Origin of the sequence: Ruminococcus sp. HUN007, from assembly GCF_000712055.1 — a bacterium.
Classification (GTDB): Bacteria; Bacillota; Clostridia; order Oscillospirales; family Ruminococcaceae; genus HUN007.
The window spans coordinates 3,202,911-3,229,307 of the sequence record NZ_JOOA01000002.1 but is presented as its reverse complement, the minus strand read 5'-3'; the positions used below and the strand labels follow the sequence as shown (position 1 = coordinate 3,229,307).

Here is a 26,397-nt window from a genome sequence, read left to right as displayed (position 1 = left end):
CACCTGCACTGCGATGTGAAAAGTCTGTCTGCGGCTCTCCGTTTTAAATTACTTTAAGAGACCGAGTTCAGCCATTGAATCCTTAAGGATCTGTCTGTTTTCGTCAGACATAGGATAGAGAGGCATACGGCCGATACCGCACTTCCAGCCTGCCATGTTCATAGCTTCCTTAACAGGGATAGGATTTACCTCGATGAAAAGGTTGTTGATGAACTTAAGAAGCTTTATCTGGAGCTTTGCAGCCTCTGCACAGTTGTTGTCGAGGCAGTACTGAGCGATCTGGTGAGCTTCCTTCGGCATAACGTTTGAAAGAACTGAAATAACGCCCTTTCCGCCGAGTGACATGATCGGAACGATCTGATCGTCGTTGCCGCTGTATACGTCAAGAAGATCTCCGCATTCAGCGATGAGCTTTGCAATATAGCTTAAGTTGCCGCTTGCTTCCTTTACTGCAACGATGTTCTTGTGCTTTCCGAGCTGCTTGTATGTATCGATAGCGATGTTTACGCCTGTTCTGCCAGGAATGTTGTAGAGGATGATCGGAATATTCACTGCATCAGCAATTGCTGTGAAGTGAGCAACGAGACCGCGCTGTGTGGACTTGTTGTAGTAAGGAGTAACAACGAGAAGGCCGTCTGCGCCGAGTGATTCAGCTTCCTTGGAAAGCTCGATAGCATAAGCTGTGTCGTTGCTTCCTGTACCGGCGATAACAGGTACTCTCTTTGCAGTCTTTTCAACACAGTATCTGATGCATTCCTTGTGTTCCTCATCAGTCATTGTTGATGACTCACCTGTTGTACCGCATACGATGATAGCGTCTGTGCCGTTTTCGATCTGAAAATCTATGATTCTTCCGAATTCTTCATAATTAATGGAACCGTCTTCGTTCATTGGTGTTACGATAGCAACACCGGCACCGGTAAATATTGTATTCTTCATATCAAATTATCCTTTCTGAAACTTTAAACCTGTGTACTCCTGACCATTCTTTTTTTGTAAAGTGAGATCAGAAATTATTCTTCAGAATATGCTTATCAGTCAAAGTATCCCTTTGCAGCGAGTAATTCAGCAAGAAGAACAGCACCGCCTGCTGCGCCTCTTAATGTATTGTGTGAAAGGCATACGAACTTGTAGTCGTACTGTGTGTCTTCTCTGAGACGGCCGATAGAAACTGCCATACCGCCTTCAAGATCTCTGTCGAGCTTAGCCTGCGGACGGTCGTTTTCTTCAAAGTAGTTGAGGAACTGCTTTGGTGCGTGAGGAAGTTCGAGTTCCTGCGGAACACCTGAGAATTCCTTCCAGCACTTTAAGATCTCTTCCTTTGAAGGCTTCTTGTCGAATGATACGAAAACAGCAGCTGTGTGGCCGTTTGAAACTGGAACACGGAGACACTGTGTTGTAATTGCAGGTGATGAAGCCTTAACGATCTTGTTGCCTTCGATCCTGCCCCATACCTTGAGTGGTTCCTGTTCTGACTTTTCTTCTTCGCCGCCGATGTAAGGGATAAGGTTATCAACCATTTCAGGCCATGTCTCGAAAGTCTTGCCGGCACCTGAAATTGCCTGGTATGTACAAGCGAGAACCTTTGTGATACCGAACTTTCTTAATGGTTCAAGCGCAGGAACGTAGCTCTGGATTGAGCAGTTTGACTTAACTGCGATAAAGCCCTTCTTTGTGCCGAGTCTTTCTCTCTGAGCCTTGATGATCTCGATGTGTTCAGGGTTGATTTCAGGAACTACCATAGGAACGTCATCTGTGAATCTGTGAGCTGAGTTGTTTGAAACTACCGGGCATTCAGCCTTTGCATAAGCTTCTTCAAGAGCCTTGATCTCATCCTTCTTCATGTCAACTGCGCAGAAAACGAAATCCACCTTTGAAGCGATCTCCTTGATGTCTGCTGTAGCGTCCATGAGGACCATCTTCTTCATTGATTCAGGCATTGGTGTTGTCATAGCCCATCTGCTGCCTGCAGCTTCTTCATATGTCTTGCCCTTTGAACGAGGTGAAGCAGCAAGAACTGTTACAGTGAACCAAGGGTGGTTTTCGAGAAGTGTAGCAAATCTCTGACCTACCATACCTGTTGCACCGATAATACCTACGTTGTAATGTTTCATTTAAATGACCTCCAAATTAGATTTCTCCGTATACAAATCACCCGCGGAGCCGGGTAACAAAAAAACCGATACAAAATAATATTTTGAACCGGTTCATCAATCAATATAATAAGAAATCTGATACGAGTGTAAATCAGACGTACCGATAGCTCTCCATCACACTGAATGATGACAGTCATATACTTCTTAAGCATATGCCCAGGAAAAACTTTACCGTGCTTTTCCTTCGGCAGCGTCGCCTTTTGCCGCTCGTCACCGGACTGGTATCCTCAGAGCAGTTACTTTTCTCGGCTGCACCTCTATCTATTTACTAATAATAACACTTTACATTCATGTTGTCAATAGTTTTTTTTATCCTCTTACAACTCTGTTTCTGCCTGTTTCCTTGGCTTTGTAAAGAGCTGCATCGAGACGTTCAAATGCTTCCTTTGCATTCTCACCATCACGTACTTCGATAACGCCGAAACTGCTGGTGATATGGCCGACTGTTTCAAATTCCGTATCTTCAATGATCTTTCTGAGTTTCTCAGCAATCTCTGCCATTTTATCGCCAGAAGTCTCTTTGCATATTCCCAGAAATTCCTCGCCGCCCCATCTGCCAAGATCACAGTTACAGGCTTTCAGGTTTTCCTTGGCAATCGAAGCAAATTTTTTAAGCACTGCATCCCCAGCTGCATGCCCGAAAGTATCATTGACTTTCTTAAAATGATCAATATCAAGCATGATCAGCGACAAAGGTTTTGCGCTGAGGCAGTCAGCAAGAACCTTCTCAATATTTCCGTGATTGAGAAGTCCGGTAAGTGAATCGTGTTTCGAAAGTTTCTGGTATTTTTCAAGTTCATTTTCAAGACCTTTGGTGGTACGGTCATGTGCTTCGGAATTATCTTCCACAACAAACACCATCTTCTGGTCGTTTTCATAACCGGTATCAATACGGCTGAAAATAAGGTTCACCCATTTGAACTGTCCTTCAAGATTCATCATAAAGAATTCTCTTGATTTAGTCTGATGCGGAAGAACATTCTCTTTGAGATACTCAGGATCAGTAAATCTTAAAAATTCTTTACGCTGCTTTTCATCAATCATATTTACGATCTGTTCACGCCATTCTGAATATGTTATTCTGAGGCTGTTTACAGGATCGGATTCGATTTCGGACATATCCATATTCGAACATTTGTCTTCAACAAGATCAACAAACATTGAGAAAAGATATGCACTCTTCATCGCCTGTGTCTTTACATCACCGCGTGATTCTGTGAAATACGCGTCTTCATCGATGTATGTGATAAGAATTATGTTACGCGTCTCATCTACCGGAAGATTATTGAACTGGAAATAGAAATCTTCACCTTTATAATGCATCTTCGCTTTCTTGGAGATCCTGCCGACAAATCCGCTGGCTTTGTCAAAGAAAACTGAATACACTCCGCCTTCCGATACTCTCTTGTCTATAGTGCCTTCCATGAATTTGATCATCATATCCTTGTAGGAACCTTCTTTGCCGAATATCTCTGTGAATTTTCCGTTATCTCTGATGATCTCATATCTGTCTGAAGCGGTATCCGCTACAAAAATAGCATCCATTGAATCATATATTGTCTGGAAGACTTTTTCTTTTTCTAATAACATAGTGCCCCTCCCGTTTTATCATCAAATTTTTTTGCCTGACATGCATAACATGCATCAAATCAGCACATGCAGGTTATCTGTATATCTAATGATAAATATTATACCACTCGGTTTTAGAAATTTCAACAATTTTTTTGTGCCAGTGAAATGAAAATTTATGCGGTAACAGCCAAAATGCAGCCGAACATCTTTCTCTGCATGACAAAATATATGTCTGGTTTCCTTTACCATATTCCGATATTCCGTCCGGAACTGTTGATTATGTTCTTCAATCGTGCTATAATAGTCTGTGTATAACTATAAATGTAATTCGAAAGGAATAATGCAATAATGCATAAGATGAGCACATCTGACTTTTACTACGATCTTCCTGAGGACCTTATCGCCCAGACACCGGTGGAGCCGCGTAATCATTCGCGCCTCATGGTCCTCTCGAAGAAAGATGATTCCATAGAACACAAACACTTTTATGACCTGTGCGATTACCTGAAAAAAGGCGATCTCCTCATACTCAACGATTCAAGGGTACTTCCGGCAAGACTTTACGGCGAAAAGGTCGGAACAGGATCAGCAATAGAATTTCTTCTCCTTGAACAGAAGGGTGACAAGCTCTGGGAGATCATCTGCCGTCCGGGCAAAAAAGCAAGAGAAGGCGCTGAATTCATTTTCGGCGGCGGAAGACTTAAGGCTAAGGTCATCGAAGTAAAGGAAGACGGAAACCGTGTGGTTCAGTTCGAGTGCGAGGGAAATCTTTTCACGGCACTTGAAGACGTCGGTCAGATGCCGCTGCCGCCTTACATCAAGGCAAAGCTTGAAAACAAGGAGCGCTACCAGACAGTTTATTCAAGAGAGCTCGGCTCTGCAGCCGCTCCGACAGCAGGACTTCATTTTACGAAGGAAATGCTTGAAGAGATAAAGGCAAAGGGCGTAAATATAGGATATGTAACTCTTCACGTAGGACTCGGCACATTCCGTCCGGTAAAGGTCGACAACGTGCTCGAGCATAAGATGCACTCGGAGCACTATCATCTTCCTAAAGAAACCGCCGATCTTATTAATAAAACAAAGGCCGAGGGCGGAAGAGTCATATCAGTCGGCACGACTTCATGCCGTACGGTCGAAAGCGTTGCGACTTTCAATAACGGCGAAATAAAGGAAGCCGACGGCTACACAGATATTTTCATCTATCCGGGATATGAATTCAAGGTGCTCGACGGGCTCATCACGAACTTCCACCTTCCGGAAAGCACTCTCATCATGCTGGTGTCAGCATTTTACGGATATGACAAGACTATGGCGGCATACAAAAAAGCTGTTGAGGAAAAATATCGCTTCTTCAGTTTTGGTGATGCTATGCTTATTGTATAGCAAATCCCCACCCCCTGCCCCCTCCCCAGGGAGGGGGAGACATTAACGGAACCGCAAGAAAAGAGCAACTTTCAGGGGAATCTGATATTTTAGTTAAAAAGGACAATCATTAATGTATACACTAATAAAGAAAAACGGAAAGGCGCGGCGCGGACAGTTTGAGACTGTTCACGGCACTTTCCAGACACCTTGCTTCATGAATGTAGGCACATCGGCTGCCATAAAGGGCGGAATCTCGTCGGTTGACTTAAAAAATGATCTGAAGTGCCAGGTCGAGCTCTGCAACACATATCACCTGCACGTTCGTCCGGGCGATGAAATAATCAAACAGATGGGCGGTCTTCACAAATTCATGAACTGGGACAGACCGATACTTACCGACAGCGGCGGATTTCAGGTATTTTCACTTGCAAAGCTCAGAAAGATCAAGGAAGAAGGCGTTTACTTCAACTCACACGTTGACGGCCGGAAGATCTTCATGGGACCTGAGGAAAGCATGAGGATCCAGTCAAACCTGGGTTCCACAATTGCAATGGCATTTGACGAATGCGTTGAAAATCCGGCAAAGTACGAGTATTCAAAGCAGTCATGTGCAAGAACCACAAGATGGCTCAAAAGATGCAAGGCGGAAATGGACCGCTTAAACAGCCTTCCGGACACCATAAACAAGCATCAGATGCTTTTCGGCATCAACCAGGGATGCACCTACGCTGATCTCCGCGTGGAACACATGAAGGAGATCGCGGAACTCAATCTTGACGGATATGCGATCGGCGGACTTGCCGTAGGCGAAAGCACGGAAGACATGTACCGTATAATCGATGCTGTCGAGCCGCACATGCCGGTGAACAAACCGCGCTACCTCATGGGAGTGGGTACTCCGTCAAATATAATCGAGGCTGTTGCCCGCGGAGTCGATATGTTCGACTGCGTAATGCCGAGCAGAAACGCACGCCATGCAACGGTATTCACCTGGAGCGGAATAATGCATGTCACGAACAAGGCGTATGAGACTGATCCGCGCCCGATCGATGAACAGTGTGACTGTCCGTGCTGCAGGAACTTCTCAAGGGCCTATGTTCGTCACCTTTTCAAATCAGGCGAACAGTTAGGCGGCAGACTTGCAGTAATGCATAACCTTTACTTCTACAACACGCTCACTGAAAAAATACGCGAAGCTATCGAAAATGACACTTTCGATGAGTTCAGAGCAAAATATTCTGAACTGCTGGCAAAACGTTTGTAATGACATTTAAAAAAGAATGACTTTTCAAAATCTTAAGGAAACGCTGATTTATTCATAAACCAGCGTGGGGCTCCGGGGCGAAGCCCCGCAAATCCCACCTCCGGAAATCCGGCGAAGCCGGATTTCCGATATAATCAGTGTTTCCTTAACACACCATATAAAAAGGGGATCTTGGTATGTACAAAGCTGTTATTTTTGACCTCGACGGTACACTTTTAAACACAATTGAAGACCTTGCAGACGCTGTAAACTCAGGGCTTGAAACACTGGGATACAAACCGCAGCCTCTCGAAAAATTCTACAGATTTGTCGGCAACGGCGCTGTAAAGCTCTGCACCAGAGCACTCGCAGACTGCAGTTCAAACGCGGACGACATTTCAAAGCTTCACGAATTATTCAGTGAAAACTACAGAAAGCACTGCACGGACAAGACAATTCCTTACGAGGGCATAAAGGAAATGCTTGTTTCTCTTAACGAAAAAGGCATAAAGCTGGCAGTTGCATCGAACAAACCGGATGAGTTTACAAAATCACTCATCACTTCATATTTCGGAGACGGTCTTTTCTCATCTGTACACGGCAAGCGTGAAGGCAGAAGCACAAAGCCTTCGCCGGACATTGTCAATGACATTCTTAAGGAACTTGATATTGAAAAGGATGACGTCGTACTTGCAGGCGACTCTGACGTTGACATCATGACCGCCGAAAATGCCGGCATCGACTCCATCGGATGTACCTGGGGCTTCCGTCCGAAAGAGGAGCTTGCCTCAGCAGGTGCAGTGTATCTTGCAGACAGCGCTGAAAAGCTGCAGAAAATAATCGCAGGATAATTACGCTGTTTTTTCGGTCTGATAAGCTTTTCTTTTAAGAAAACACTGATTAAACCGGAAATCCGGCGAAGCCGGATTTCCGGAGGTGGGATTTGCGGGGCTTCGCCCCGACCCCCGCGCTGATTTATGAATAAATCAGCGTTTCCTTAGAAATTTCAGAAAAATCAATAAAAATATTTTTCAAAACGACTTTTTTATGATATAATATATATAAGGATTTTTTCATTCGTATCACAGAAAACGCATATGATCGGATACAGGGGTTATATATGAAAATACCATATAAAAAATTCATGTCAGATCCGCAGAAGCTGTCATATATGTTCAACACCGTACTTGTCGGCTGCAAGATCCTGTTTCTTACACTGTTTTTTGCAGGGCACATGGTCTGGATGGAACGTGTTGAAGTATTCAACTTTGTTCTTACCATCGTCGGATACGTTGTCATCAGGAAAAAAATGCTTCGTCTGTGGGTATTCACTATGTACTTCAACATAGTTGAATTCATGACATTAAGTTCGATCGCCGTCGGTTTCGGTTTTGGCTTTCAGCTTTACACGATATCGATGATCACCGGCGCCTACTACATTAAATATGTCGGCTCCAGATTCTTCGGCGACAGCAATATTATAAAGCCGACACTGGTTGCAGTGTGCGCGACCATTTCTTATTTTATCGGATATACATTCAACAGAATATACGGTCCGGTGTATAAAACTGATCACCGGGTCGAAACATTTTTCTTCGTTTTCAATTCACTGCTTGTTATTGCCGTTCTTGTCTTCTACATGTCAACTTTCTCAAAAACCATTGACGAAACTGAAAACAAGCTTGCAAAAATGGCACTGGTGGACAAGCTTACCGGCCTTTATAACCGTCACTACCTTCTTTCAAGGCTTGACGACCTGAACAAGGAAGAACTCTCAGACTACTGGATAGCAATACTCGACATTGACAATTTCAAGAAAGTCAATGACGTTTACGGACATAACTGCGGTGACTACGTGCTTAAAAACATCGCAGAGACCGCACGTGATGAATGCTCAGAGTGTACAGTCTGCAGATGGGGCGGTGAGGAATTCATCATTCTCGCTTCTTCAGGCCGGTGTCCTGACAGCATCCTCGAATCTCTCAGAGAAAAGATAAGCGGGCTTCACATGAATTTCGAGGAACAGGATATACATGTAACAGTTACAATAGGAACTGAAAAATATTCTCCGGACAGAAACGTGGACGCGTGGATATCAGAAGCAGACCGCAAACTTTACTTCGGCAAGAACAACGGCAAAAACCAGGTTGTTTACGTAACAAATGTTCAGGAATAACGGTCTGTTCAGGAAAACTGTACGCAGTTTTACTCCGGAATCACATTTACAACGTATATGCATATTTGAATTATTTCAAGGGGATTTTTAATGAAAAGTTTTAAAGACATCAGAAATGAGTTCATGCGGGATCCGAAGCTAGCCAGCCGCTACTTCAATCATTTCATGGTCATGGCTGAAATACTGTTTTTTCTCTTTTTCCTCATCGGAAAAATGTATGCAATAGAGTGGGTCGTACTGTTCAATTTTCTGCTTACGTGTGCAGGATATGTAATGATCAGAAAAAACAAGCTCAGAGAATGGATCCTTTCGGTCTATTTTATAATACTTGATATCATGACTGCCGGAACGATGGCAGTCGGCCTCGGCTACGGTTTTCATCTGTTTACCATATCGATGATATCTTCTGCCTACTACATCAGATATCTGGGTCAGAAAATGTCAGGCACGCCGATGAAACCTCTTGTAGTATCATTTCTCGCACTGATCTCATATTTTACCGGGTACATCTTCATCAAGGTACATGGTCCGATATACGCGCTGAACACCACGATCGAAACTTCGTTCTTTGTAGTCAATTCTCTGATAGTTATAGGAATACTTACCTTCTACATGTCCATATTCCTTAAGATGATAAATGACACCGAAGCAAAGCTCGAAAAAATGGCGCTTGTGGACAAGCTTACAGGCCTTTACAACCGCCACTATCTTCTCACATACATCAATTCCATCGAAAAAGAAAAGCTTGATAATTACTGGATAGCAATTCTCGACATCGACAATTTCAAGAAGGTAAATGACGTTTACGGTCACAACTGCGGTGACTACGTACTCAAAAAGATAGCCAAAACCGCTGGGGAGACCTGCAGCGACTGTACTGTATGCCGCTGGGGCGGTGAGGAGTTCATCATTCTCGCATCTGAAGAAAAATGCGGCAGTGACATTCTTGAAAAGCTCCGTAAAAACATTGCCGGTCTTCAGCTTGAATTCGAAGAGCAGACGATCAGCGTCACCGTAACCATAGGTACTGAAAAACATGCTGAAAACTACGACACTGACGAGTGGATCTCATACGCCGACCAGAAGCTTTACGCCGGAAAACACAACGGTAAAAACCAGGTGGTTTACTGATTTTTAAAAAAGTCAGTAAATCACCTTTACTTTTATACGCTAATGTGCTAAAATTATAGATAAGGTTTTAGGAAAACGCATATCTGTTTACAGATATGCGCGGGGATCGGGGTGGAGCCCCGAAATCTCCCCCCCACCGTCCATCCGGCTTTGCCGGATGGACGGCTTGGTCAGTTTTCAACACTTAAACGAACAGGGTGATAACATGAACAGCAAGATCAAAGACAAAAACACAGACGGACTGTTTGAAGCGATCCTTTCGCTTGAAACGCTTGACGAATGCTACAAGTTCTTCGAGGATCTGTGTACTGTACTTGAAATAAAATCTCTGGCACAGCGTCTTCAGGTCGCTAAAATGCTGAGCGAACATCATGTTTACAATGACATTGTAAACGAGACCGGAGCAAGCACAGCCACAATAAGCCGTGTAAACAGATCACTTCACTACGGCTGCGACGGATACGACATAGTTTTCAGCAGACTTAAGGAAAAGAAAGAAAAGGAAGCAAATGAGTAATTATTCTGACTTTGCTTTTTACTACGACAGTCTGACCAGAAATGTAGACTATAAAAAAAGAGCTGCCTATTTTGACATGCTCATAAAGAAATACTGCACCACGGGCGGAAAATATCTGGCCGATCTCGCCTGCGGCACCGGCAGTCTTTCCGAAGAGTTTTTTAAACTCGGCTATGACGTTCTCGGCATAGACTATTCGGAGGAAATGCTTAACGAGGCACTTGAAAAGAAATACGACGGCGGATTTGACATCCAGTACATCTGCCAGGACATGACTTCTTTCGAGCTCTACGGCAACGCAGACATTATCATATGCGCTCTTGACAGCATCAATCATCTGAACAGTCCGGAAGATATCAGAAAAACCATTGAACGCGCATTTCTGTTCACTGAACCGGGCGGCGTGTTCATCTTCGATGCAAACACCGTCTACAAGCATAAGAACATACTTGCGGACAATGCATTCGTTTTTGAAAACGACAGGGTTTTCTGTACATGGCAGAATTCATATTCCGAAGAAAACAACCGCGTGGATATCTCACTCGATTTCTTCGAAAAAAATGATAACGGAAAATACGACCGGTACAGCGAGGACTTTTCCGAGATAGCTCTTGAAACGGCCGTCATGGACAAATATCTTACCGATGCAGGATTTATTATTGAAGCACACTTCGACGAAGACTCGACTGATCCTGTAAAGGAAGATTCTCAGCGTATCATATACGTTGCAAAGAAACCGGCTAAGAGCTGATCTGTAAAACAGATCAGGGGTACGGGGCGAAGTCCCGTCACTTCCCTCCTCCGCAATGCATAAAACAATTATAAGGAAGTTAATATAAATGGGAATATTAAAACGTGCTATCTCAGCCGATGCATCAGCAGTTGCAATGGCTGTGGACACAACAGATATAGTATCAGAAATAGAAAAAATTCATAAAACATCAGCAGTAACTACTGCCGCCCTCGGAAGACTCACTACAGCAGCTTCCATGATCGGTTATTCACTCAAGAACAAGGATGACTCAGTCACTCTCCGTCTCGACGGCAAAGGCCCTTCAGGTGCACTTATAGCCGTTTCTGACTACATGGGAAATGTAAAGAGCTACATCCAGAATCCTGTTGTTGAAATACCGCTCAACAAACACGGAAAGCTTGACGTTGCAGGTGCTGTCGGACGTGACGGTACTCTTTCAGTAATAAAGGACATCGGTCTCAAGGAGCCGTACTCAGGTATGATACCTCTTGTATCCGGTGAAATAGCAGAAGACGTAGCAGCCTACTTCGCATCAAGCGAACAGGTACCTACTGTATGCGGCCTCGGCGTACTTGTCAATCCCGATCTTTCAGTAAACTGCGCAGGAGGATATCTCATTCAGCTCCTTCCTTTCGCAAGCGATGCTGTTATTGACCAGATTGAAAAGAATGTAAACAGCTTAAAGTCAGTAACCCAGATGATGTCCGACGGAATAACAATGGACGAACTCGTCTTAAAACTTCTTGACGGTCTTGAACCGAACCTTCTCGACGAAGCGAATGTTGAATACCGCTGCGACTGCAGCACGGACAGAGTTTCACGTGCACTTATAAGTCTCGGCAAGGAAGAGCTTGATTCAATGATCGCAGAAAATGAAAGCAAAGGAAAAGACACTGAAGTACAGTGCCACTTCTGCAACAAGATATACAGTTTTTCAAACGCCGATCTTAAGAAGCTTATGAAGCAGATGTAAAATCAGCGCGTACATAACAATGCTTAATCTGCAGGAAACTGCATTAAGAATAGAACAAACAGAAACCAGTAATCAACAAAAACAAAGGAGAAATGAAAAATGCAGAACATCACACTTAAGAAAATTTTACTCGCGATCGTAGTTATCGCACTCGCAGTATTCCTTTTCAAGTACATAGGAATAATCCTTGCAGCAGTTTCAGTAACACTTATCGTGGCACTCAGATGGGTACTCAAGGCTCTCGTAGTAATAGGTGCTTTACTCTTGGTCTACACGATATTTACAAAAAACTGATCTTCATTACAGAAACTGATAATCAGATCACTGCAGATCCGGCCGGACCGGTTCTGCAGTTTTTTTTGTATCCGGCATATTTTTTACGATTACCGGCGAAGACTTATAAAAAAATAAAACCTTCAGAATTCACGGTGAAATCTGAAGGTTTTTAATTTCAAGGCGCCACCCGGATTCGAACCGGGGATCAAGGTGTTGCAGACCATTGCCTTACCACTTGGCTATAGCGCCGTATAAAAAAAGAGAGCGGATTACGAGGCTCGAACTCGCTACCTCCACCTTGGCAAGGTGGCGCTCTACCAGATGAGCTAAATCCGCAGATGGCGACCCGGATGAGGTTCGAACTCACGACCTCCGCCGTGACAGGGCGGCGTTCTAACCAGCTGAACTACCGGGCCATAAGTAATGGGAACAATAGGGCTCGAACCTATGACCCTCTGCTTGTAAGGCAGATGCTCTCCCAGCTGAGCTATGCTCCCATTTTTATTAAACTATTCAGTTTAAAAGGCGCCACCCGGATTTGAACCGGGGATCAAGGTGTTGCAGACCATTGCCTTACCACTTGGCTATAGCGCCGTAAAGAGCGGATTACGAGGCTCGAACTCGCTACCTCCACCTTGGCAAGGTGGCGCTCTACCAGATGAGCTAAATCCGCAGATGACGACCCGGATGAGGTTCGAACTCACGACCTCCGCCGTGACAGGGCGGCGTTCTAACCAGCTGAACTACCGGGCCATCTATGGGAACAATAGGGCTCGAACCTATGACCCTCTGCTTGTAAGGCAGATGCTCTCCCAGCTGAGCTATGCTCCCGTTTTGCTGTCGTTATTGCTCCGACGACGATATTTATTATACTATATTTCGAGAAGAATGTCAATACTTTTTTTGAAGTTTTTTTAATTTTTTAGGTCTTAAAATCATTGCAAAAGTTTCTCATATACATTATAATGGTATTATATATATTTCTGGTTATGAGGTGGAGATTATTATGAAAAAGTCTTTAGCAATTATTCTTTCGTTCACGATCATGGGAAGCGCGGCTCTGCTCTACAGCAGGAATCAGGTATCCGCCGAGGACACTGCCCCTGCCGCAGAACAGACTGAACAGACAGAAAAAGATCCTGTCCGCGTAAGATATCAGTATCTTCTTACACGCGGCCGCGAAGAGATACTGGCAATGGATTCAAGATTCGATCTGTTTCCTGAATTTGTCCAGTTCGCCATTGACGATATAAACGGTGACGGAACAGAAGACCTCCTCATCCACGACAAGCTTCACAAAATTGTTCATGTCGCTGACACAGATAAAAACGAAGTAGGCGAATTTGCAGGCACAGTGGCCTTCTATCCGGACGGAACTGCTGCACGCATACTGACATCAACACGCAAACTCACTTCGTCTTTTGTACCTTATGAGGTTTACAAATACAACAAAGATACCAATAAATACGAATCAGTCGGCACTGTCGATGCATGGGAAAAATCAGCTAAACCAAAAGATGCATCCGGAAACCCGTTCCCGGATGACATCGACAAATCCGGCAAAGGAATAGTATATTATCTTGACGGCTCAGATACCCCTGTTGACAAATCCGAATATGAAGCATGGAGATCAAAACAGCTTCCGGCTTTAGGTCAGATGACTCTGTCCTACCTCCCGCTTACGCAGGATAATATAAACAACATCGATACCACACCGAGAAATGTTCCGGCAGTCACCACCACAGAAGCCATCACCACACCTGAAGTGACGACCACTTCCACGGCTGAAACCACCACCGTTACAACCACTGAGGCAGTGACCGAAGCCGTCACCACAGCTGTTACAACAACCGTTACTACGACTGCACCAGAACCGGAATTTGAAAACTCACAGTACGACATCGACGGCAACAGTGTTATCAACACTTCCGATATCGTCAAACTCAGTCATATACTGATAGCACCTGAAAAATTCCCCGATCTGAAAGACAAAGCCGATCTGAACAGCAACGGCTCAGTAGGCGTTTCCGATCTGCTCACTCTCATCAGATTCATGAAGCAATAACTGAACAACCTGAAACATTACTTGTTAAGCTCGAGAATGAATCTGTTAAGCTCGAGAACAAATCTGTTAAGCAGGAGATCAACACTCTTATCGAATCGCTCAGGGAACGTGGCTTTACTGACGAAGATATACAGAGTATGCTTAAAAAGTAAGCACTGTCTTACTTGATCGTAAATGGTGCCGGCTGAAGTGCAGCCAGTATTCTATAGTAAATTCGCTCCGGCGAATTTACCTTTCTCCACAACCCTGCTCACCGAGCAGGGTTTTCTATTGCGCAGAAGGCTCCACCTTTTAAATGGAACGCCTTCGGCGTACTATTTTAATACAACCAGGCCACCGGCCTGGCTGTACTTTTTTCATGTTATTGGATTAAAGTTCAACGGCTGCGTTTTGAACACTGTTGCTGAATTTAAAAAGAGCAAACCTGAGCCAATAATCCATCCTTTATTTTCCACGTGTTTTTGTTAAATATACTTTTATATATCTACAATATTCAACCAGTGTTTTCCAAACTTTAGGAGAAAAATTACCTCTTAGGGCATTTCAGCTACCTCTTAGGGCGAAACTATAGACATGGTAATTTTTATATGTTATTATATATACATGCCATGGTAAATTTAAGTCTTGTATAGCTATTCCGGATGTGCTATACTTAGAAAGGAAGGAATTTATGATTCCTAACGATAATACTACGGTAAAACACACTGTCAAAGACAGTGTTTTCACAGATGTTTTCTCTATACCTGAAAATGTCCTTGAACTATACAGAACGTTCCATCCTGAAGATTCTTCTGTAACAGTCGAAGACATTCAGATAAGTACTCTGAGTTCGATAATTATTAATCGCTTAATTAACGATCTTGGCTTCTATGTTAAGAAAAACGGTAAAGCAAAATTCGTTATTCTGGCTGAAGAACAGTCTTACTGGAATCCAAACATTACGTACAGAATGTTTGGTTATCTGGTTGATACGCTTAATAATTATTTACACGATACTAAGCAAAGCGTACACAGTACCAAAAGAGTATCTTTGCCTGAAATTGAACTCTATGTTATCTACGCAGGCAATGAAGATGTTCCTGACAGTCTTTCTTTTAAAGATGATTTCTTTAATGGTAACTGTCCAGTTGATCTTCAGGTGAAAATAATTAAAAAGTCAGGTACCGATTCAATAATAGGTCAGTATATCAGCTTCTGTAAAGTTTATAATGACCAGTTTAAGATTTATGGTAATTCAATTGAGGCAGCTAAAGCAACTATTAAGTACTGTATTGATCATGGGATTCTTAAAGACTATCTCATGGAACACAGTGAGGAGGTTATTACTATGATGGCAGAAGTTTTTGACGTAGAACTGCAGCGTGAAGAATATGATGTTGCTTCTAAAGCAGAAGCAATAAAAGAAACCGAAAATAAGTATCTTTTATCGCTTATAAAACATGTAAACAGTGGCAAACTTAAACTTAGCGATGCTGCATCTATAGCCAACATGACTGTTGATGAGTTTAAAAAAGCAAGTGAGGCGCTGACTTCTCACTGATTCGGATAATTGAACTGAATATGCAAATGGGCGACTGTAAGGAAATAGAACTCCTTACGGTCGTTTTTTACAGCTAACAGTATTGGAATGCCCTTCTGCATTCCCTGCAAACGATAATCAGCTTTATGAAAACAAAACCGAGAAACGCTCCGAATATACTGAACACATCTGTTCAGTAGGCTTGAACCTAATTACTGAACCCTCTGTTCATTTAATACAGAGGGTTCTTTTTCTATATTCAGTTAATCACCCTTAAATGTCGTGCTGCAGTATTTTGCTGTTGAACGCTTCAGGGGTTGTGAAGGTCGGGACCATTTTGTGGAGAGCTTCGAGGGCGATCTTTTCGTTGTTTTTCTTTGCTGCGTCGCGGAGCTCCCGGAGGTCGGAGGCGAAGGTGTCTTCGTCTATTTCTATCTGCTTGCCTATGTAGATAAGCTTGTTGGTCGTCTTCTGAAGGCCTTCCTCCATCATGAGGAGCTCTTCCTTGATCTTTTCACCCGGACGCAGACCTGTGAATCTTATCGGAATATCGATATACGGTTCCTTGCCGTACATACGGATAAGGTTTTCCGCAAGGGTCACGATCTTTACCGGCTTGCCCATGTCGAGAACGAATATCTCGCCGCCCTTTGCCATAGCTGCAGCTTCCATTACCAGGCTTACCGCCTCCGGAATAGTCATGAAGTAGCGGATGATGTCAGGGTGAGTTACTGTTACCGGCTTTCCCTGCTCTATCTGCTTCTTGAATATCGGAATAACCGATCCGTTTGAACCGAGTACGTTACCGAAACGTGTTGCAACAAATTCCGTACATCCTTCGTTCTGCTGAGCGAGGAACTGAACTATCATCTCACAGCAGCGCTTTGACGCACCCATCGCATTTGTCGGGTTTACTGCCTTGTCCGTCGAGATCATAACGAATTTCTTTACATTATGGTACTGGGCAAGTGTAGCAACATTGAACGTACCGATGACATTATTCTTTATTGCCTCCATCGGTGAGTCTTCCATAAGCGGTACATGCTTGTGAGCAGCCGCGTGGAACACAACATCCGGCTTGTATGTCTTAAAGATCTGGTTCATGCGGTAGTAGTCGCGGACAGATGCAATAAGTGTAACAAGATTAAGGTCATCGCCGTATTCCATGAGAAGTTCCTGCTGTATTTCATAGGCATTGTTTTCATAGATATCAACGATTACAACCTGCTTAGGCTTGTACTTTGAGATCTGGCGAACAAGCTCCGAACCGATGGATCCGCCGCCGCCGGTTACCATACATACCTTGTCATGTACGAAAGCCTTGATGTTCTTGTTGTTGAACGTAACAGGATCGCGGCCGAGAAGTTCCTCCACCTTGATGTCACGAACCTGCCCGAGAAGACTTGCATTGTCATCAAGAAGAAGCGAACCGATGAACGGTATTATCTTAAGCGGAAGCTTTGTCTCGTTACAGAGGTCAATGATCAGCTTGCGTCGTTCCTCAGTGAGTGAAGGAATAGCAAGAATGATCTGTTCCACCCTGAATTTCTTCGCAAAGTGCGGAATGTCGGACGAAGGACCGACTATCCTTACCCCCATTATCTCCGTACCGATCTTTTCAGGATCGTTGTCAATGATGCAGACCGGATCAAACTGCGCCGCCAGCTTGTCATCCTCATAATCGGAATGCTGCGCATTCTTGATCTCCGTCATCAGCATCTGTCCGGCAACACCGCCGCCGATGATCATTGTTCGCTTTGAATGTTCAATACATTTTCCCATTTTTTTCACACCTTTTTATATTATTATCTGATTACTGAATATAATCAAAACTAATTTCCAATACAAATATTCTTCCGGATGACTTATGTTTATCATCCTAATAATACTTACAAGCCTGTTTATGCTCCCTGTAAGCAATGATAAGCTTAGTAAACACAAACCCGATAACTGCACCGAACGTGTTGTTAAGCACATCATCAAATTCAAGCAGTCCCCTTCTGGTAAAATACTGCGTGATCTCAATAAGCGAAGAAAACGCCCCGCCCAGGACTGCGCCCTGTATGATCGTCATCTTCTTAAATCTGTATCCGGTAAATACACCGAACGGGACAAGCATGACAATATTACAGGTTATCTGTTGAAACCAGTAATGACTGTCTTCATGCAGAAGCTTGTGATATTCCCACAGCGGCGTAAGTACACGCCGGCGGTATGTAGGTTCGCGGTTTAATAATGTTATATAGAAAACACAGAAGATGTAGATAACAAATAAGGTAAATGTTATTATTCTGCGTTTGTCAAAGCGTGTTTTTTTTAGAATCCATTATATAGAAAAGATGTGCAATCTCCTGCTGCATTTCCTGTTGCTTACCGGCTTATTCAACTGTAACCGACTTAGCAAGATTTCTCGGCTTGTCAACGTCGAATCCCTTGCCGATAGATACATAATAACTGATAAGCTGAAGCGGGATAACCGATAAGCTTCCGGCAAACAGCGGTTCGATCTGTGGAACGTAGCATACGAATTCAGCTGTGTCTTCAAGGAAGTAGTTGCCCGCCGTTGTAACTGCCATAACCTTTGCACCGCGGCTCTTTACTTCAACCATGTTGCTTATGGTCTTTTCCACAAGATTTGTCTGTGTGACAACAGCTATAACTACTGTTCCGTCTTCAATAAGGCTGATAGGACCGTGCTTCAGTTCACCAGCTGCGTAAGCCTCGGAGTGAATATAGCTGATTTCCTTAAGCTTCAGACTTCCTTCCATGCCGATGGCATAGTCAATGCCACGGCCGATGAAGAAGGAGTCTGAAAGATTGATGAGCTTGTTTGAATACCACTGAAGGCGTTCCTTATTTTCAAGTATCTTTTCCACCTTTTCAGGTATGGAGTTGATCTCAGCAATAAGTTCAGCATAGCGTTCATCAGCTATCTCTCCCCTTGCCTTGGCAAACTGAAGTGCAAGCAGATAGCCGGCAACGAGCTGAGTTGAATACGCCTTTGTTGTGGCAACTGAAATTTCAGGGCCTGCAAGTGTATAGAATACGTTATCAGCTTCTCTGGCGATAGATGAGCCAACTACGTTTACTATACCAAGAGTCTTAACTCCGCTGTCCTTTGCCATTCTGAGAGCAGCCAGTGTATCTGCTGTCTCACCTGACTGTGAGATAACAATAACAAGGCTGTTTTTATTGATCCTCATATCTCTGTAACGGAACTCAGAAGCAAGTTCCACACGAACCTGAAGTGAAGTAAGCGATTCAATTACATACTGAAGATCAACACCAACATGATAAGCCGATCCGCAGGCAACTATGTAGATCTGGTCGATCTTCTTCATTTCCTTGTCTGTAAGATTTACAGAGTCGAAATGAACAACTCCGTCCTTTACAACAGAGTTGATAGTATCACGGATAACCTTCGGCTGTTCGTGTATCTCCTTAAGCATGAAGTGCTCAAATCCGCCCTTTTCAGCCGATTCCGCATCCCACTTGATCTCGGTAAGCGGCTTTTCAATTACATCACTGTCGATGTTGTAGAAAGTAACGTTACCCTTTTCAAGCTTTGCAATCTCCATGTTGCCGATGTAGTAAACGTTACGTGTATACTTAAGAATCGCCGGAACGTCAGAAGCTACATAGGATTCACCGTTTGTTATACCGATGATCATCGGACTGTCCTTACGTGCACAGTAGATCTCGCCCGGGAAATCCTTGAACATTACGCATAGCGCATAAGAACCACGAATACGAACCATTGCTCTGGCGATAGAGTCAACAGGTCCGAGATTGTATTTCTTATAGTAGTAATCAATAAGCTTGACAGCTACCTCAGTGTCTGTCTGTGAAACGAAAGTATAGCCTTTCTTTATAAGCTTTTCACGCTGTTCCGCGAAGTTTTCAATGATACCGTTATGAACAGCAACTACATTCCCGTCTTCCGAACTGTGCGGGTGAGCGTTAATTGCTGACGGTTCACCGTGAGTAGCCCATCGAGTATGACCGATACCGCATGTACCCTTTACTGCCTTACCGCTGTTGGTTTTGTCGATAAGGACTTTGAGCTTGCCTTTTTCCTTGATGACTTCGACTTTGTTCTCACCGTTACGAACAGCTATACCAGCTGAGTCGTAACCACGATATTCAAGCTTTGAAAGTCCGTCCAGAAGGATCGGAGCTGCCTGTGTGTTACCTGTAAATCCAACTATTCCGCACATTATAATATTCTCCTTAATAATTATTTACAGTTTATATGTATAAGAACCTATTCTTAGTATTCGAAATTTATTCACTGTATATTTCAACTACTCTATTTTTTTATTATTGGATTCGCTATTTTGCAGCAACTCTAATTGCTGCATTCTTTTTTCATACTCTTTTTCTAACTCTTGCTTTTTGGATAAGGTGTTTTCGTATTGTGTTTGTATATTAGCTGGCAATTCTTTTCCTTGGTTCTGATACTTTTTTTTCAATATCATCAATTATCCTTCTTCTTCGTTCAATACGCTTATTAATCTTATCAAGTGTATCAATTGTTCGAGCGATTTTTTCGGAAGATGACAATACAACTCTTTTTTTAATATGCCTATCAGTATCATCTAAACTAAATACTTCCTCAACAGCACTCTTATCAATTGGTATATCATTCATTCGATTATATTCAGAAATAAAACTATTCATAGTATACATATGAAAAAACTGTTTGGTTTCTTCTATGAACTCCCTTCTTAACTCTATTCTCGGACCAATAGTTTTTCCTTTCACAATATTCCACCAGTCTTCTTTTTGATCATGAGTAACAAAAACAATTCCTACATCATTAGATTTCGCATATTTAATAATTTGTTTCCAAATTATTAAATCTCCATATGCATTATTATCATCTATTTCATTATTTTTCTTCTTATCATCTTTATACCCTGGCGGAATAGATTTTCCATATCTCTCTTTTCCTTCATTTTTAATTTGAGTTAATTCTTCATCTTCTACTTTATCACCTATTCTTCCATCAAAGATTGATAATATTTGTTCAAGTATTTCATCATCACTAGCATTTTCAACTAATAAATTACGTTCTTTATTGATATCCAGCCATTTGTACAAATACCGTTTTAAGTCGTTGATCTCATCATCTTTAGATGTAAGTCGAAGCGTATCTGTTACTTTAGTAGTGAATGCATCAATTTCCTTTTTGAACTGCTCATATCTATGAACAGTTTCATAAATAACCTCACATCGCTTTCTCATAAATTCAAAAGCTACTTGATATGGTAACCATATTCTATCCTTAAATCTTTCAAATGCTGCAAGTAAAGAGGATCTTGTTTTGGCAGAATAACGATATAAATTAAGCAAAACATTTGTATCAAAAACAAAGACACATTTTTCCCATAGTTCTTGCTTTTCGCTATTTGTGGGTTCTAAAAACTCTTTTATTGCATTCTTCATTATATAGCGTCCTCTTCAATAAATCGCAAGTAGTTCCAAGGCTAAATAATCCTCTTCAACACTTATATTTTCAAATGATTCCTTTTTATCTGAAGATATTGATTTCCTTATTGCTCTGTTAAGCCCAAGAAAATCCTTATAAATATCATATACAATAAGAGGAGTATCTTTATAGTATTTTTTAGCTTCTAGTTTGGCAAGTATAGAAAATTCAATTCCCTCATAGTCCTCTATATCATTATATTCTATCATCAAGTTTCCATGAGATGCTTTACAAATTCCCATCCAATAATCGCACTGACCATTTAACTCACAGTATATTGGAATTTTCATTTTTGAATTCGATGAATTTAACACCATTTTTAGCAAATCTTTTTCCACATCATTTTGGGGATTAATTGCATCGAAAAGCAATTCTTTGTATTCATCAATTAAATGTATCATATCAAACTTTTCTGGTATGTATATCTCGCCTTTTACTTTTATGATTGATGAATTTTTAACATCATTGATAGTAACATCTGGATTAGTATCAACAAAGTCATAATAATCATCACGACCTTTAAGCAATTCTTCAAATTTAGAACATGCTAAAAGAGAATCTGTTATATCATTGTCATCAGAAGTTAAACTAGTTAGAATATCTTTATTATTTCCTTGCATTAGCATAGCGTATTGTTCTATTTTATTTCTATTGAAATAAACTAAGTTTCCGAACATAACTATGCCTCCAATCTTTGTTTTCTTCTAGCACAAATATAATCGTATGCTTGATCAAAACTCCAAGAACCATCCGTTAGAGTTGAAAAAGTGTTCTCACAAATTTGAATATAATAATTAAGCCTAAACTTAAGTTCATCGCATAATTCATCAGCGTTCAAATATTCATTCAATATTCCATATATTACTTCAGGTTTATCTCTACTGATATTGGTTATTACATAATCCAAACTTGCTTTAAGTCCCCAAACATCATCCTTATCATTAAAATTTGATGTATATGCTAATGGTAAAATGCTTAATATATCAGCCATCAAAGATTCATCAGTAATTTTTCTCAGTTGAAAAGTAATATCACAGCCAGAAAACTCATCAGACAATTCTGGTATTGTTAATTTCTCTTTTACAAAATCAATATATTTTTTTAATCCGTAAACATTATTAAGTTCAATCAACTCACGAACAAAAAGAAAATAATCACTTGAATTTTGGTTTCGTAAAAGCAACTCACTAATAAGTTTAGAATTACTGATTTTTAAATATGGAACCAAATACTCTAAAACCTCATCTTCAGTTTGATCAGATATTAAAGCATCGACAAATTGCTCATCTTTAAATTTCAATAAGTACTTTATAGCTACATCTTTACGATGTATGGCTTCAGATTCAGTTGATTTAAATAAATCGACTGCATTTTTCACCGCTATTGAAATATTATTATCTAAGCAATAGATCAAATGTGTTTCTTGAGCAAAAATATTAAGATTTTTATATTGTAAATTTTCAATAATCCTATCATGAAGTTTTTTCTTATTCTTAATAATACTAGCTACAAAAGAAAGTACAGCTGAACTACCACTTGTGTTAGAATCATTAAACATAAACCATGGTATCATTAGCATTTCGAGTATTGTTTCTTCATCGCACTGAAAGTCATACTTAGATATTAGTGTTATGACAAATCTAACATTCAATGAAATTCGTGAATCATAATCATTAAATTTCTTATAATCAATAGTTTCAAAATTGACTTCAGTTATTATTTTTTCAAATTTTTCTTGTAAATATCGCCTTTGTATATCATCCAAATCAAATTTATCTTTGGTTTCTAAAAACTCAACTAAAGAAATAAATTGAATGTCATCCCAATTATAGTATGAAAAGAACTGATCAACATAACATTCAGTATTGCACGCAATTCTATATATCAAACTGCCTATCATTCTTAAATCAATTCTTTCATCTGATATAACAGAAAAATACTTATCAAAGAAATCACTTATCTTAAAATTTGCACCGACAAGCGAAACTATTTCATGCAGCTTGCTTTCAAATGCTTTCTTATCAAATAAGCTTTCTAAATACTTTATTTCTCCAAACTTCCGATTATTCTGCCAATTGTGTTTATCTATTAATGGAATTTCACTACCATTTTTGATTTTATAAGCCTCCATCAGTTTACTCTTATCCTGATCAACAATAGAATACCTATTCACATACCATATAAGTCTATCATCTGATAACGAACCATCGTTATAACAATTTATCACAGTCTCTATCATAGTCGAATCAAATAAATTTTCAAAACACGAATAAAACACAATACTGTTATCATCATTTATTATTTGGAGAAGTGCATCATTAACTTTTTTTACCTTAACAAAAAAATCTTTTACTATTTTTGTTTTTGTACCATCTAACTGATATGACGCACTTTTAAAGCATTCTATCATTCGGTCGAAAATCATAGCTTTATCTGCTGTATCATCTAAATAGAAGTGAGTTATTTTATTGATAAGCAAATAAAAGATTTTATTTGTATTAGAAACGTTGGCAAAAGTATCGCTTTCACACATATCCATTATACAATCCAAAATACCTTCTAAATATTTCAAAGATGAAATCAACTTAAGAAAACATTCGTTATAACCAATAACTATGTAAGATTTATCTGAATGTTCAAATTTTTCAATTGCATAGTTATAGTATTGATCCGGATTATCACTCTTACAAATCATCTCAAAAATATTTTTAACTACAACTTTATCATTTTCGTCGTGAAATTCATTGATAATTATTTCAAGATAATCATTAGCATTTGCGTTTATATTTAACAAAGCTTTTAAAGCAGCTGATTTTATTCTCTTTACTTTATTCTCTTTAATTATATTTATTAATACACTTTGCACAATATCGGAATCATATCCCGCTTTTGCATATTGCAGGAAAAGTAATAATGAATACAAGGTGTTTTCATTATCCTGACTCTTTAATTCTTCTATCACATACTCCCACATTTCTTTAGAAGAAAATGCATCAACAAATTTTTTTACATCTGCAACTAATAAATGGACAGGCATATTCTTATCGCAACACTTTTTTATCAATTTTTTGACTAATAAAATTGCTTGCTTACCAACAATTGTTTTTTCAGGTATATTATAAAAAATGAATTCATTATCATTATCCAACACCCAAACAAGCAACTCATCATCAAGGCGCATATCAATTAACCTACGCACTACATCATACCATGTTCTTTTTACTCTTTCTTCTCCTTGATAATTATATGTAATTATTTTAAGTAACTGTTCCAAATCCAATTTACATAAATAATCTGCAACTAAGTACTCAGAATAAATATCATGGATGAAGTCTCTGCAGTAATTTGAATAGCAATCAAGTAATCCTGTATAACTATGCATTTTTCGAAACGACTCTTTAAACAATTTAGAATAATGAATATTTTCAAGCGGATGCTTATTCATAATCATCATAGCAAACCCAAACTCTTCTAAAGATGTCAGCAATTCATACTCATTATCCATAAGTCTGTACTGATTATCTATTCTTTTATCTGCTTCAATAAACCGTAATGAAATAACATGGTGAAAAAAATCTTGAAATTTCGGCATTTTACCATAAGCCAAATACAAGCTTGTAATCTCTTTCAATAAAAAAGGATTACCGATAATAAAATTATAATTATCTGATTTTAACGCATTATAAAAAGCAATACTATCTTTGACGCCTCTTTTTTCTATATATTCACTTACATCCCCATTATCAAATTCTTTTATCTGAAACTCCTTATAATGCTCAAAATAATCATAAGCGTCAAAATTACTACGTTTAGTTACGATAATTTTCGATTGACAGTCACATAAAGATAATTCTTTTAATTTCGGCAATAATTGAGCAGATATTCCTAATGTAACTTCACTAAGTCCGTCTACAATCAACATTACATCTTTATTATCTATTCTAAAATTACTTGCGTAATCTAAATATTCCTTAATTAAATCATCAGTTGCACACCTTAAATCAATAATTATAGGATAAAATTCTTCATTTTCTTTATAATACTGATATATTCTTCGTGCTTCCAAAGTCTTTCCTATGCCGGCTTCTCCAGAAATTACAATAAAATCATTATCATCTATGATATTTATTATATCTAGATTTTCACTTTCGCAATTATACTGATTATAAAATCTTTTTATAGTATTCTCTAATTCTAAGCTATAGTCATGCATCTCTATACGTAATTTGCATGATTGAATTTCTTCTTTGTATGAACCAACTATCGTCTTAAAAAATCTGTTCCCATTATATTCATAATTATAGCAATTCATCATCGATTCATTTTTAATATCCAATACTGTAAAACCATTTTTTATAAATTTTCCTTTATTAAGTAACCCACTAACCGGAACATATAATGTGTTTTTTTCTTCATCGAAATCAGAAATATTATCACCATGTATATGACCATAAAATACGTACTTCGCATGTAGATATTTTATATCCAGCGGATTAAGTAATGATTTATCATTATCAGGATCATTAGAATAAGTAGGTTTTAACATCGGCGGATGATGCATAAACAACACGGTTGTTTTATTTGTAACACCATATTTTTTTAATAATTCACCATCTATCTTTCCTCTTTTTTCGAAGTTTCGCTCAAAATTGGAATCAATTAAAATAAATCTTATATTTTCTTCTTCAAAATAAAATATTGATTCTTTCAAGGTGTATCTATATGATTTAGAATTGATTTTTGAATGGCGCTCAATAAAGTCATTAAAAGGCTCTAAGCTATCAACGTAAAGATCGTGATTTCCCGGAACAAAATAAAATCCAATATTGTAATTGCTAAAGAAATCATTAATATAATCTATAAACTCATCAGCTATTCTATAAACTTTTTCTACAGCATCTGTACTTCTACCCGCAATTCCATTAATTATATCTCCTAAAATAATAAAGCGAATTGCTTCATCTTGTTTAATAATATTTTTAACTCGTCTGCACATTTCTTGAGTTATATTTACCCACTCACAGTTTTCATCTATATGTAAATCTGATAGCACAACCACTTTCATCTGTAAATCAATTCCTTTCTCCATAATCCCTTCGTTTTGTAATCGACACATCGCTACAAGCTTATTAGAATTTTTAAAGCTTTCATCACTG

Annotated in this window: 20 protein-coding genes, 8 tRNA genes and 1 riboswitch; of the genes, 11 read left to right on the top strand and 17 right to left on the bottom strand. The window is 39.9% G+C overall.

The genetic code is table 11. The features are described from left to right. Positions 1 to 48: 48 nt before the first annotated feature. The 3 genes from dapA to CC97_RS19295 all read right to left on the bottom strand — a co-directional run bounded on the left by dapA (position 49) and on the right by CC97_RS19295 (position 3,746). Positions 49 to 939 (bottom strand): 4-hydroxy-tetrahydrodipicolinate synthase, encoded by an 891-nt coding sequence (dapA, locus tag CC97_RS18135; protein WP_044976761.1) that lies wholly within the window; start codon positions 937 to 939, stop codon positions 49 to 51. Positions 940 to 1,034: 95 nt separating this feature from the next. Beyond that, positions 1,035 to 2,114, bottom strand: coding sequence for an aspartate-semialdehyde dehydrogenase (gene asd / locus CC97_RS18130; RefSeq protein WP_044976760.1), 1,080 nt, complete (start codon positions 2,112 to 2,114; stop codon positions 1,035 to 1,037). 138 nt (positions 2,115 to 2,252) lie between these two features. Further along, positions 2,253 to 2,424, bottom strand: a riboswitch (Lysine riboswitch). Positions 2,425 to 2,465: 41 nt separating this feature from the next. Beyond that, positions 2,466 to 3,746 carry a GGDEF domain-containing protein gene (locus tag CC97_RS19295; protein WP_049963032.1) on the bottom strand — a complete coding sequence of 427 codons (1,281 nt, stop codon included), beginning with the start codon at positions 3,744 to 3,746 and terminating at the stop codon, positions 2,466 to 2,468. A 339-nt stretch (positions 3,747 to 4,085) separates the two neighbouring features. Between CC97_RS19295 and queA the strand changes: the two genes are divergently transcribed. The 9 genes from queA (at position 4,086) to CC97_RS18080 (ending at position 12,184) form a co-directional block, all read left to right on the top strand. Continuing rightward, complete coding sequence (gene queA / locus CC97_RS18120) at positions 4,086 to 5,114, top strand: tRNA preQ1(34) S-adenosylmethionine ribosyltransferase-isomerase QueA (RefSeq protein WP_081850235.1); 1,029 nt, start codon at positions 4,086 to 4,088, stop codon at positions 5,112 to 5,114. 112 nt (positions 5,115 to 5,226) lie between these two features. After that, a complete protein-coding gene (gene tgt, locus CC97_RS18115; RefSeq protein WP_044976758.1) occupies positions 5,227 to 6,360 on the top strand; it encodes a tRNA guanosine(34) transglycosylase Tgt in 1,134 nt (377 codons plus the stop codon). Between the two features lie 176 nt (positions 6,361 to 6,536). Beyond that, the gene (locus tag CC97_RS18110; protein ID WP_044976757.1) at positions 6,537 to 7,190 is read left to right on the top strand and encodes an HAD family hydrolase; all 654 of its coding nucleotides are present in this window, start codon (positions 6,537 to 6,539) and stop codon (positions 7,188 to 7,190) included. Positions 7,191 to 7,459: 269 nt separating this feature from the next. After that, entirely contained in the window at positions 7,460 to 8,515 is a 1,056-nt protein-coding gene (locus CC97_RS19290) for a GGDEF domain-containing protein (RefSeq protein ID WP_049963031.1), read from the top strand. A gap of 90 nt (positions 8,516 to 8,605) precedes the next feature. Then, positions 8,606 to 9,646, top strand: a complete 1,041-nt coding sequence (locus tag CC97_RS18100; RefSeq protein WP_049963030.1) for a GGDEF domain-containing protein — start codon at positions 8,606 to 8,608, stop codon at positions 9,644 to 9,646. A 205-nt stretch (positions 9,647 to 9,851) separates the two neighbouring features. Further along, on the top strand, positions 9,852 to 10,163 hold the full coding sequence (locus tag CC97_RS18095; RefSeq protein WP_044976756.1) for a YerC/YecD family TrpR-related protein: 312 nt from the start codon (positions 9,852 to 9,854) through the stop codon (positions 10,161 to 10,163). Next, positions 10,156 to 10,914 (top strand): class I SAM-dependent methyltransferase, encoded by a 759-nt coding sequence (locus CC97_RS18090; protein WP_044976755.1) that lies wholly within the window; start codon positions 10,156 to 10,158, stop codon positions 10,912 to 10,914. Before CC97_RS18095 ends, CC97_RS18090 begins: the two co-directional genes overlap by 8 nt. A gap of 88 nt (positions 10,915 to 11,002) precedes the next feature. Then, positions 11,003 to 11,890 (top strand): Hsp33 family molecular chaperone HslO, encoded by an 888-nt coding sequence (gene hslO / locus CC97_RS18085; RefSeq protein ID WP_044976754.1) that lies wholly within the window; start codon positions 11,003 to 11,005, stop codon positions 11,888 to 11,890. Between the two features lie 99 nt (positions 11,891 to 11,989). Further along, positions 11,990 to 12,184, top strand: coding sequence for a hypothetical protein (locus CC97_RS18080; RefSeq protein ID WP_044976753.1), 195 nt, complete (start codon positions 11,990 to 11,992; stop codon positions 12,182 to 12,184). Positions 12,185 to 12,344: 160 nt separating this feature from the next. Here CC97_RS18080 and CC97_RS18075 read toward each other — a convergent pair. From CC97_RS18075 to CC97_RS18040, 8 genes are all read right to left on the bottom strand, one after another. Beyond that, positions 12,345 to 12,415, bottom strand: a tRNA-Cys gene (locus CC97_RS18075). A 14-nt stretch (positions 12,416 to 12,429) separates the two neighbouring features. After that, a tRNA-Gly gene (locus tag CC97_RS18070) sits at positions 12,430 to 12,502 on the bottom strand. A gap of 3 nt (positions 12,503 to 12,505) precedes the next feature. Beyond that, positions 12,506 to 12,582 (bottom strand) — tRNA-Asp (locus CC97_RS18065). A gap of 8 nt (positions 12,583 to 12,590) precedes the next feature. Further along, positions 12,591 to 12,663 (bottom strand) — tRNA-Val (locus tag CC97_RS18060). A gap of 26 nt (positions 12,664 to 12,689) precedes the next feature. Continuing rightward, positions 12,690 to 12,760: transfer RNA gene (locus CC97_RS18055), tRNA-Cys, on the bottom strand. A 6-nt stretch (positions 12,761 to 12,766) separates the two neighbouring features. Further along, positions 12,767 to 12,839, bottom strand: a tRNA-Gly gene (locus tag CC97_RS18050). A 6-nt stretch (positions 12,840 to 12,845) separates the two neighbouring features. After that, positions 12,846 to 12,919, bottom strand: a tRNA-Asp gene (locus CC97_RS18045). Between the two features lie 5 nt (positions 12,920 to 12,924). Then, positions 12,925 to 12,997, bottom strand: a tRNA-Val gene (locus CC97_RS18040). A 175-nt stretch (positions 12,998 to 13,172) separates the two neighbouring features. Here CC97_RS18040 and CC97_RS18035 point away from each other — a divergent pair. Further along, positions 13,173 to 14,231: a dockerin type I domain-containing protein gene (locus tag CC97_RS18035; RefSeq protein ID WP_044976752.1), complete on the top strand. Its 1,059-nt coding sequence runs from the start codon at positions 13,173 to 13,175 to the stop codon at positions 14,229 to 14,231. A 670-nt stretch (positions 14,232 to 14,901) separates the two neighbouring features. Next, entirely contained in the window at positions 14,902 to 15,771 is an 870-nt protein-coding gene (locus CC97_RS18030) for an Rpn family recombination-promoting nuclease/putative transposase (protein WP_044976751.1), read from the top strand. Between the two features lie 252 nt (positions 15,772 to 16,023). Here the strand turns inward: CC97_RS18030 and CC97_RS18025 are convergent, their stop codons facing one another. From CC97_RS18025 to CC97_RS18000, 6 genes are all read right to left on the bottom strand, one after another. Beyond that, positions 16,024 to 17,532: a nucleoside-diphosphate sugar epimerase/dehydratase gene (locus tag CC97_RS18025; RefSeq protein WP_049963029.1), complete on the bottom strand. Its 1,509-nt coding sequence runs from the start codon at positions 17,530 to 17,532 to the stop codon at positions 16,024 to 16,026. A 97-nt stretch (positions 17,533 to 17,629) separates the two neighbouring features. After that, positions 17,630 to 18,010, bottom strand: a complete 381-nt coding sequence (locus CC97_RS19850; RefSeq protein ID WP_278245363.1) for a VanZ family protein — start codon at positions 18,008 to 18,010, stop codon at positions 17,630 to 17,632. 118 nt (positions 18,011 to 18,128) lie between these two features. Further along, positions 18,129 to 19,967 carry a glutamine--fructose-6-phosphate transaminase (isomerizing) gene (gene glmS / locus CC97_RS18015; RefSeq protein ID WP_044976750.1) on the bottom strand — a complete coding sequence of 613 codons (1,839 nt, stop codon included), beginning with the start codon at positions 19,965 to 19,967 and terminating at the stop codon, positions 18,129 to 18,131. Between the two features lie 211 nt (positions 19,968 to 20,178). Next, the gene (locus CC97_RS18010; protein ID WP_044976749.1) at positions 20,179 to 21,198 is read right to left on the bottom strand and encodes a PIN domain-containing protein; all 1,020 of its coding nucleotides are present in this window, start codon (positions 21,196 to 21,198) and stop codon (positions 20,179 to 20,181) included. Between the two features lie 15 nt (positions 21,199 to 21,213). Continuing rightward, the gene (locus tag CC97_RS18005; RefSeq protein WP_044976748.1) at positions 21,214 to 21,918 is read right to left on the bottom strand and encodes a hypothetical protein; all 705 of its coding nucleotides are present in this window, start codon (positions 21,916 to 21,918) and stop codon (positions 21,214 to 21,216) included. 2 nt (positions 21,919 to 21,920) lie between these two features. Next, positions 21,921 to 26,330: a metallophosphoesterase gene (locus CC97_RS18000; protein ID WP_044976747.1), complete on the bottom strand. Its 4,410-nt coding sequence runs from the start codon at positions 26,328 to 26,330 to the stop codon at positions 21,921 to 21,923. Positions 26,331 to 26,397: the final 67 nt, after the last annotated feature.

Coding starts and splice junctions, on each gene's coding strand:
- dapA (WP_044976761.1), bottom strand. CDS start 939: ATGAAGAATACAATATTTACCGGTGCCGGTGTTGCTATCGTAACACCA.
- asd (WP_044976760.1), bottom strand. CDS start 2,114: ATGAAACATTACAACGTAGGTATTATCGGTGCAACAGGTATGGTAGGT.
- CC97_RS19295 (WP_049963032.1), bottom strand. CDS start 3,746: ATGTTATTAGAAAAAGAAAAAGTCTTCCAGACAATATATGATTCAATG.
- queA (WP_081850235.1), top strand. CDS start 4,086: ATGAGCACATCTGACTTTTACTACGATCTTCCTGAGGACCTTATCGCC.
- tgt (WP_044976758.1), top strand. CDS start 5,227: ATGTATACACTAATAAAGAAAAACGGAAAGGCGCGGCGCGGACAGTTT.
- CC97_RS18110 (WP_044976757.1), top strand. CDS start 6,537: ATGTACAAAGCTGTTATTTTTGACCTCGACGGTACACTTTTAAACACA.
- CC97_RS19290 (WP_049963031.1), top strand. CDS start 7,460: ATGAAAATACCATATAAAAAATTCATGTCAGATCCGCAGAAGCTGTCA.
- CC97_RS18100 (WP_049963030.1), top strand. CDS start 8,606: ATGAAAAGTTTTAAAGACATCAGAAATGAGTTCATGCGGGATCCGAAG.
- CC97_RS18095 (WP_044976756.1), top strand. CDS start 9,852: ATGAACAGCAAGATCAAAGACAAAAACACAGACGGACTGTTTGAAGCG.
- CC97_RS18090 (WP_044976755.1), top strand. CDS start 10,156: ATGAGTAATTATTCTGACTTTGCTTTTTACTACGACAGTCTGACCAGA.
- hslO (WP_044976754.1), top strand. CDS start 11,003: ATGGGAATATTAAAACGTGCTATCTCAGCCGATGCATCAGCAGTTGCA.
- CC97_RS18080 (WP_044976753.1), top strand. CDS start 11,990: ATGCAGAACATCACACTTAAGAAAATTTTACTCGCGATCGTAGTTATC.
- CC97_RS18035 (WP_044976752.1), top strand. CDS start 13,173: ATGAAAAAGTCTTTAGCAATTATTCTTTCGTTCACGATCATGGGAAGC.
- CC97_RS18030 (WP_044976751.1), top strand. CDS start 14,902: ATGATTCCTAACGATAATACTACGGTAAAACACACTGTCAAAGACAGT.
- CC97_RS18025 (WP_049963029.1), bottom strand. CDS start 17,532: ATGGGAAAATGTATTGAACATTCAAAGCGAACAATGATCATCGGCGGC.
- glmS (WP_044976750.1), bottom strand. CDS start 19,967: ATGTGCGGAATAGTTGGATTTACAGGTAACACACAGGCAGCTCCGATC.
- CC97_RS18010 (WP_044976749.1), bottom strand. CDS start 21,198: ATGAAGAATGCAATAAAAGAGTTTTTAGAACCCACAAATAGCGAAAAG.
- CC97_RS18005 (WP_044976748.1), bottom strand. CDS start 21,918: ATGTTCGGAAACTTAGTTTATTTCAATAGAAATAAAATAGAACAATAC.
- CC97_RS18000 (WP_044976747.1), bottom strand. CDS start 26,330: ATGGAGAAAGGAATTGATTTACAGATGAAAGTGGTTGTGCTATCAGAT.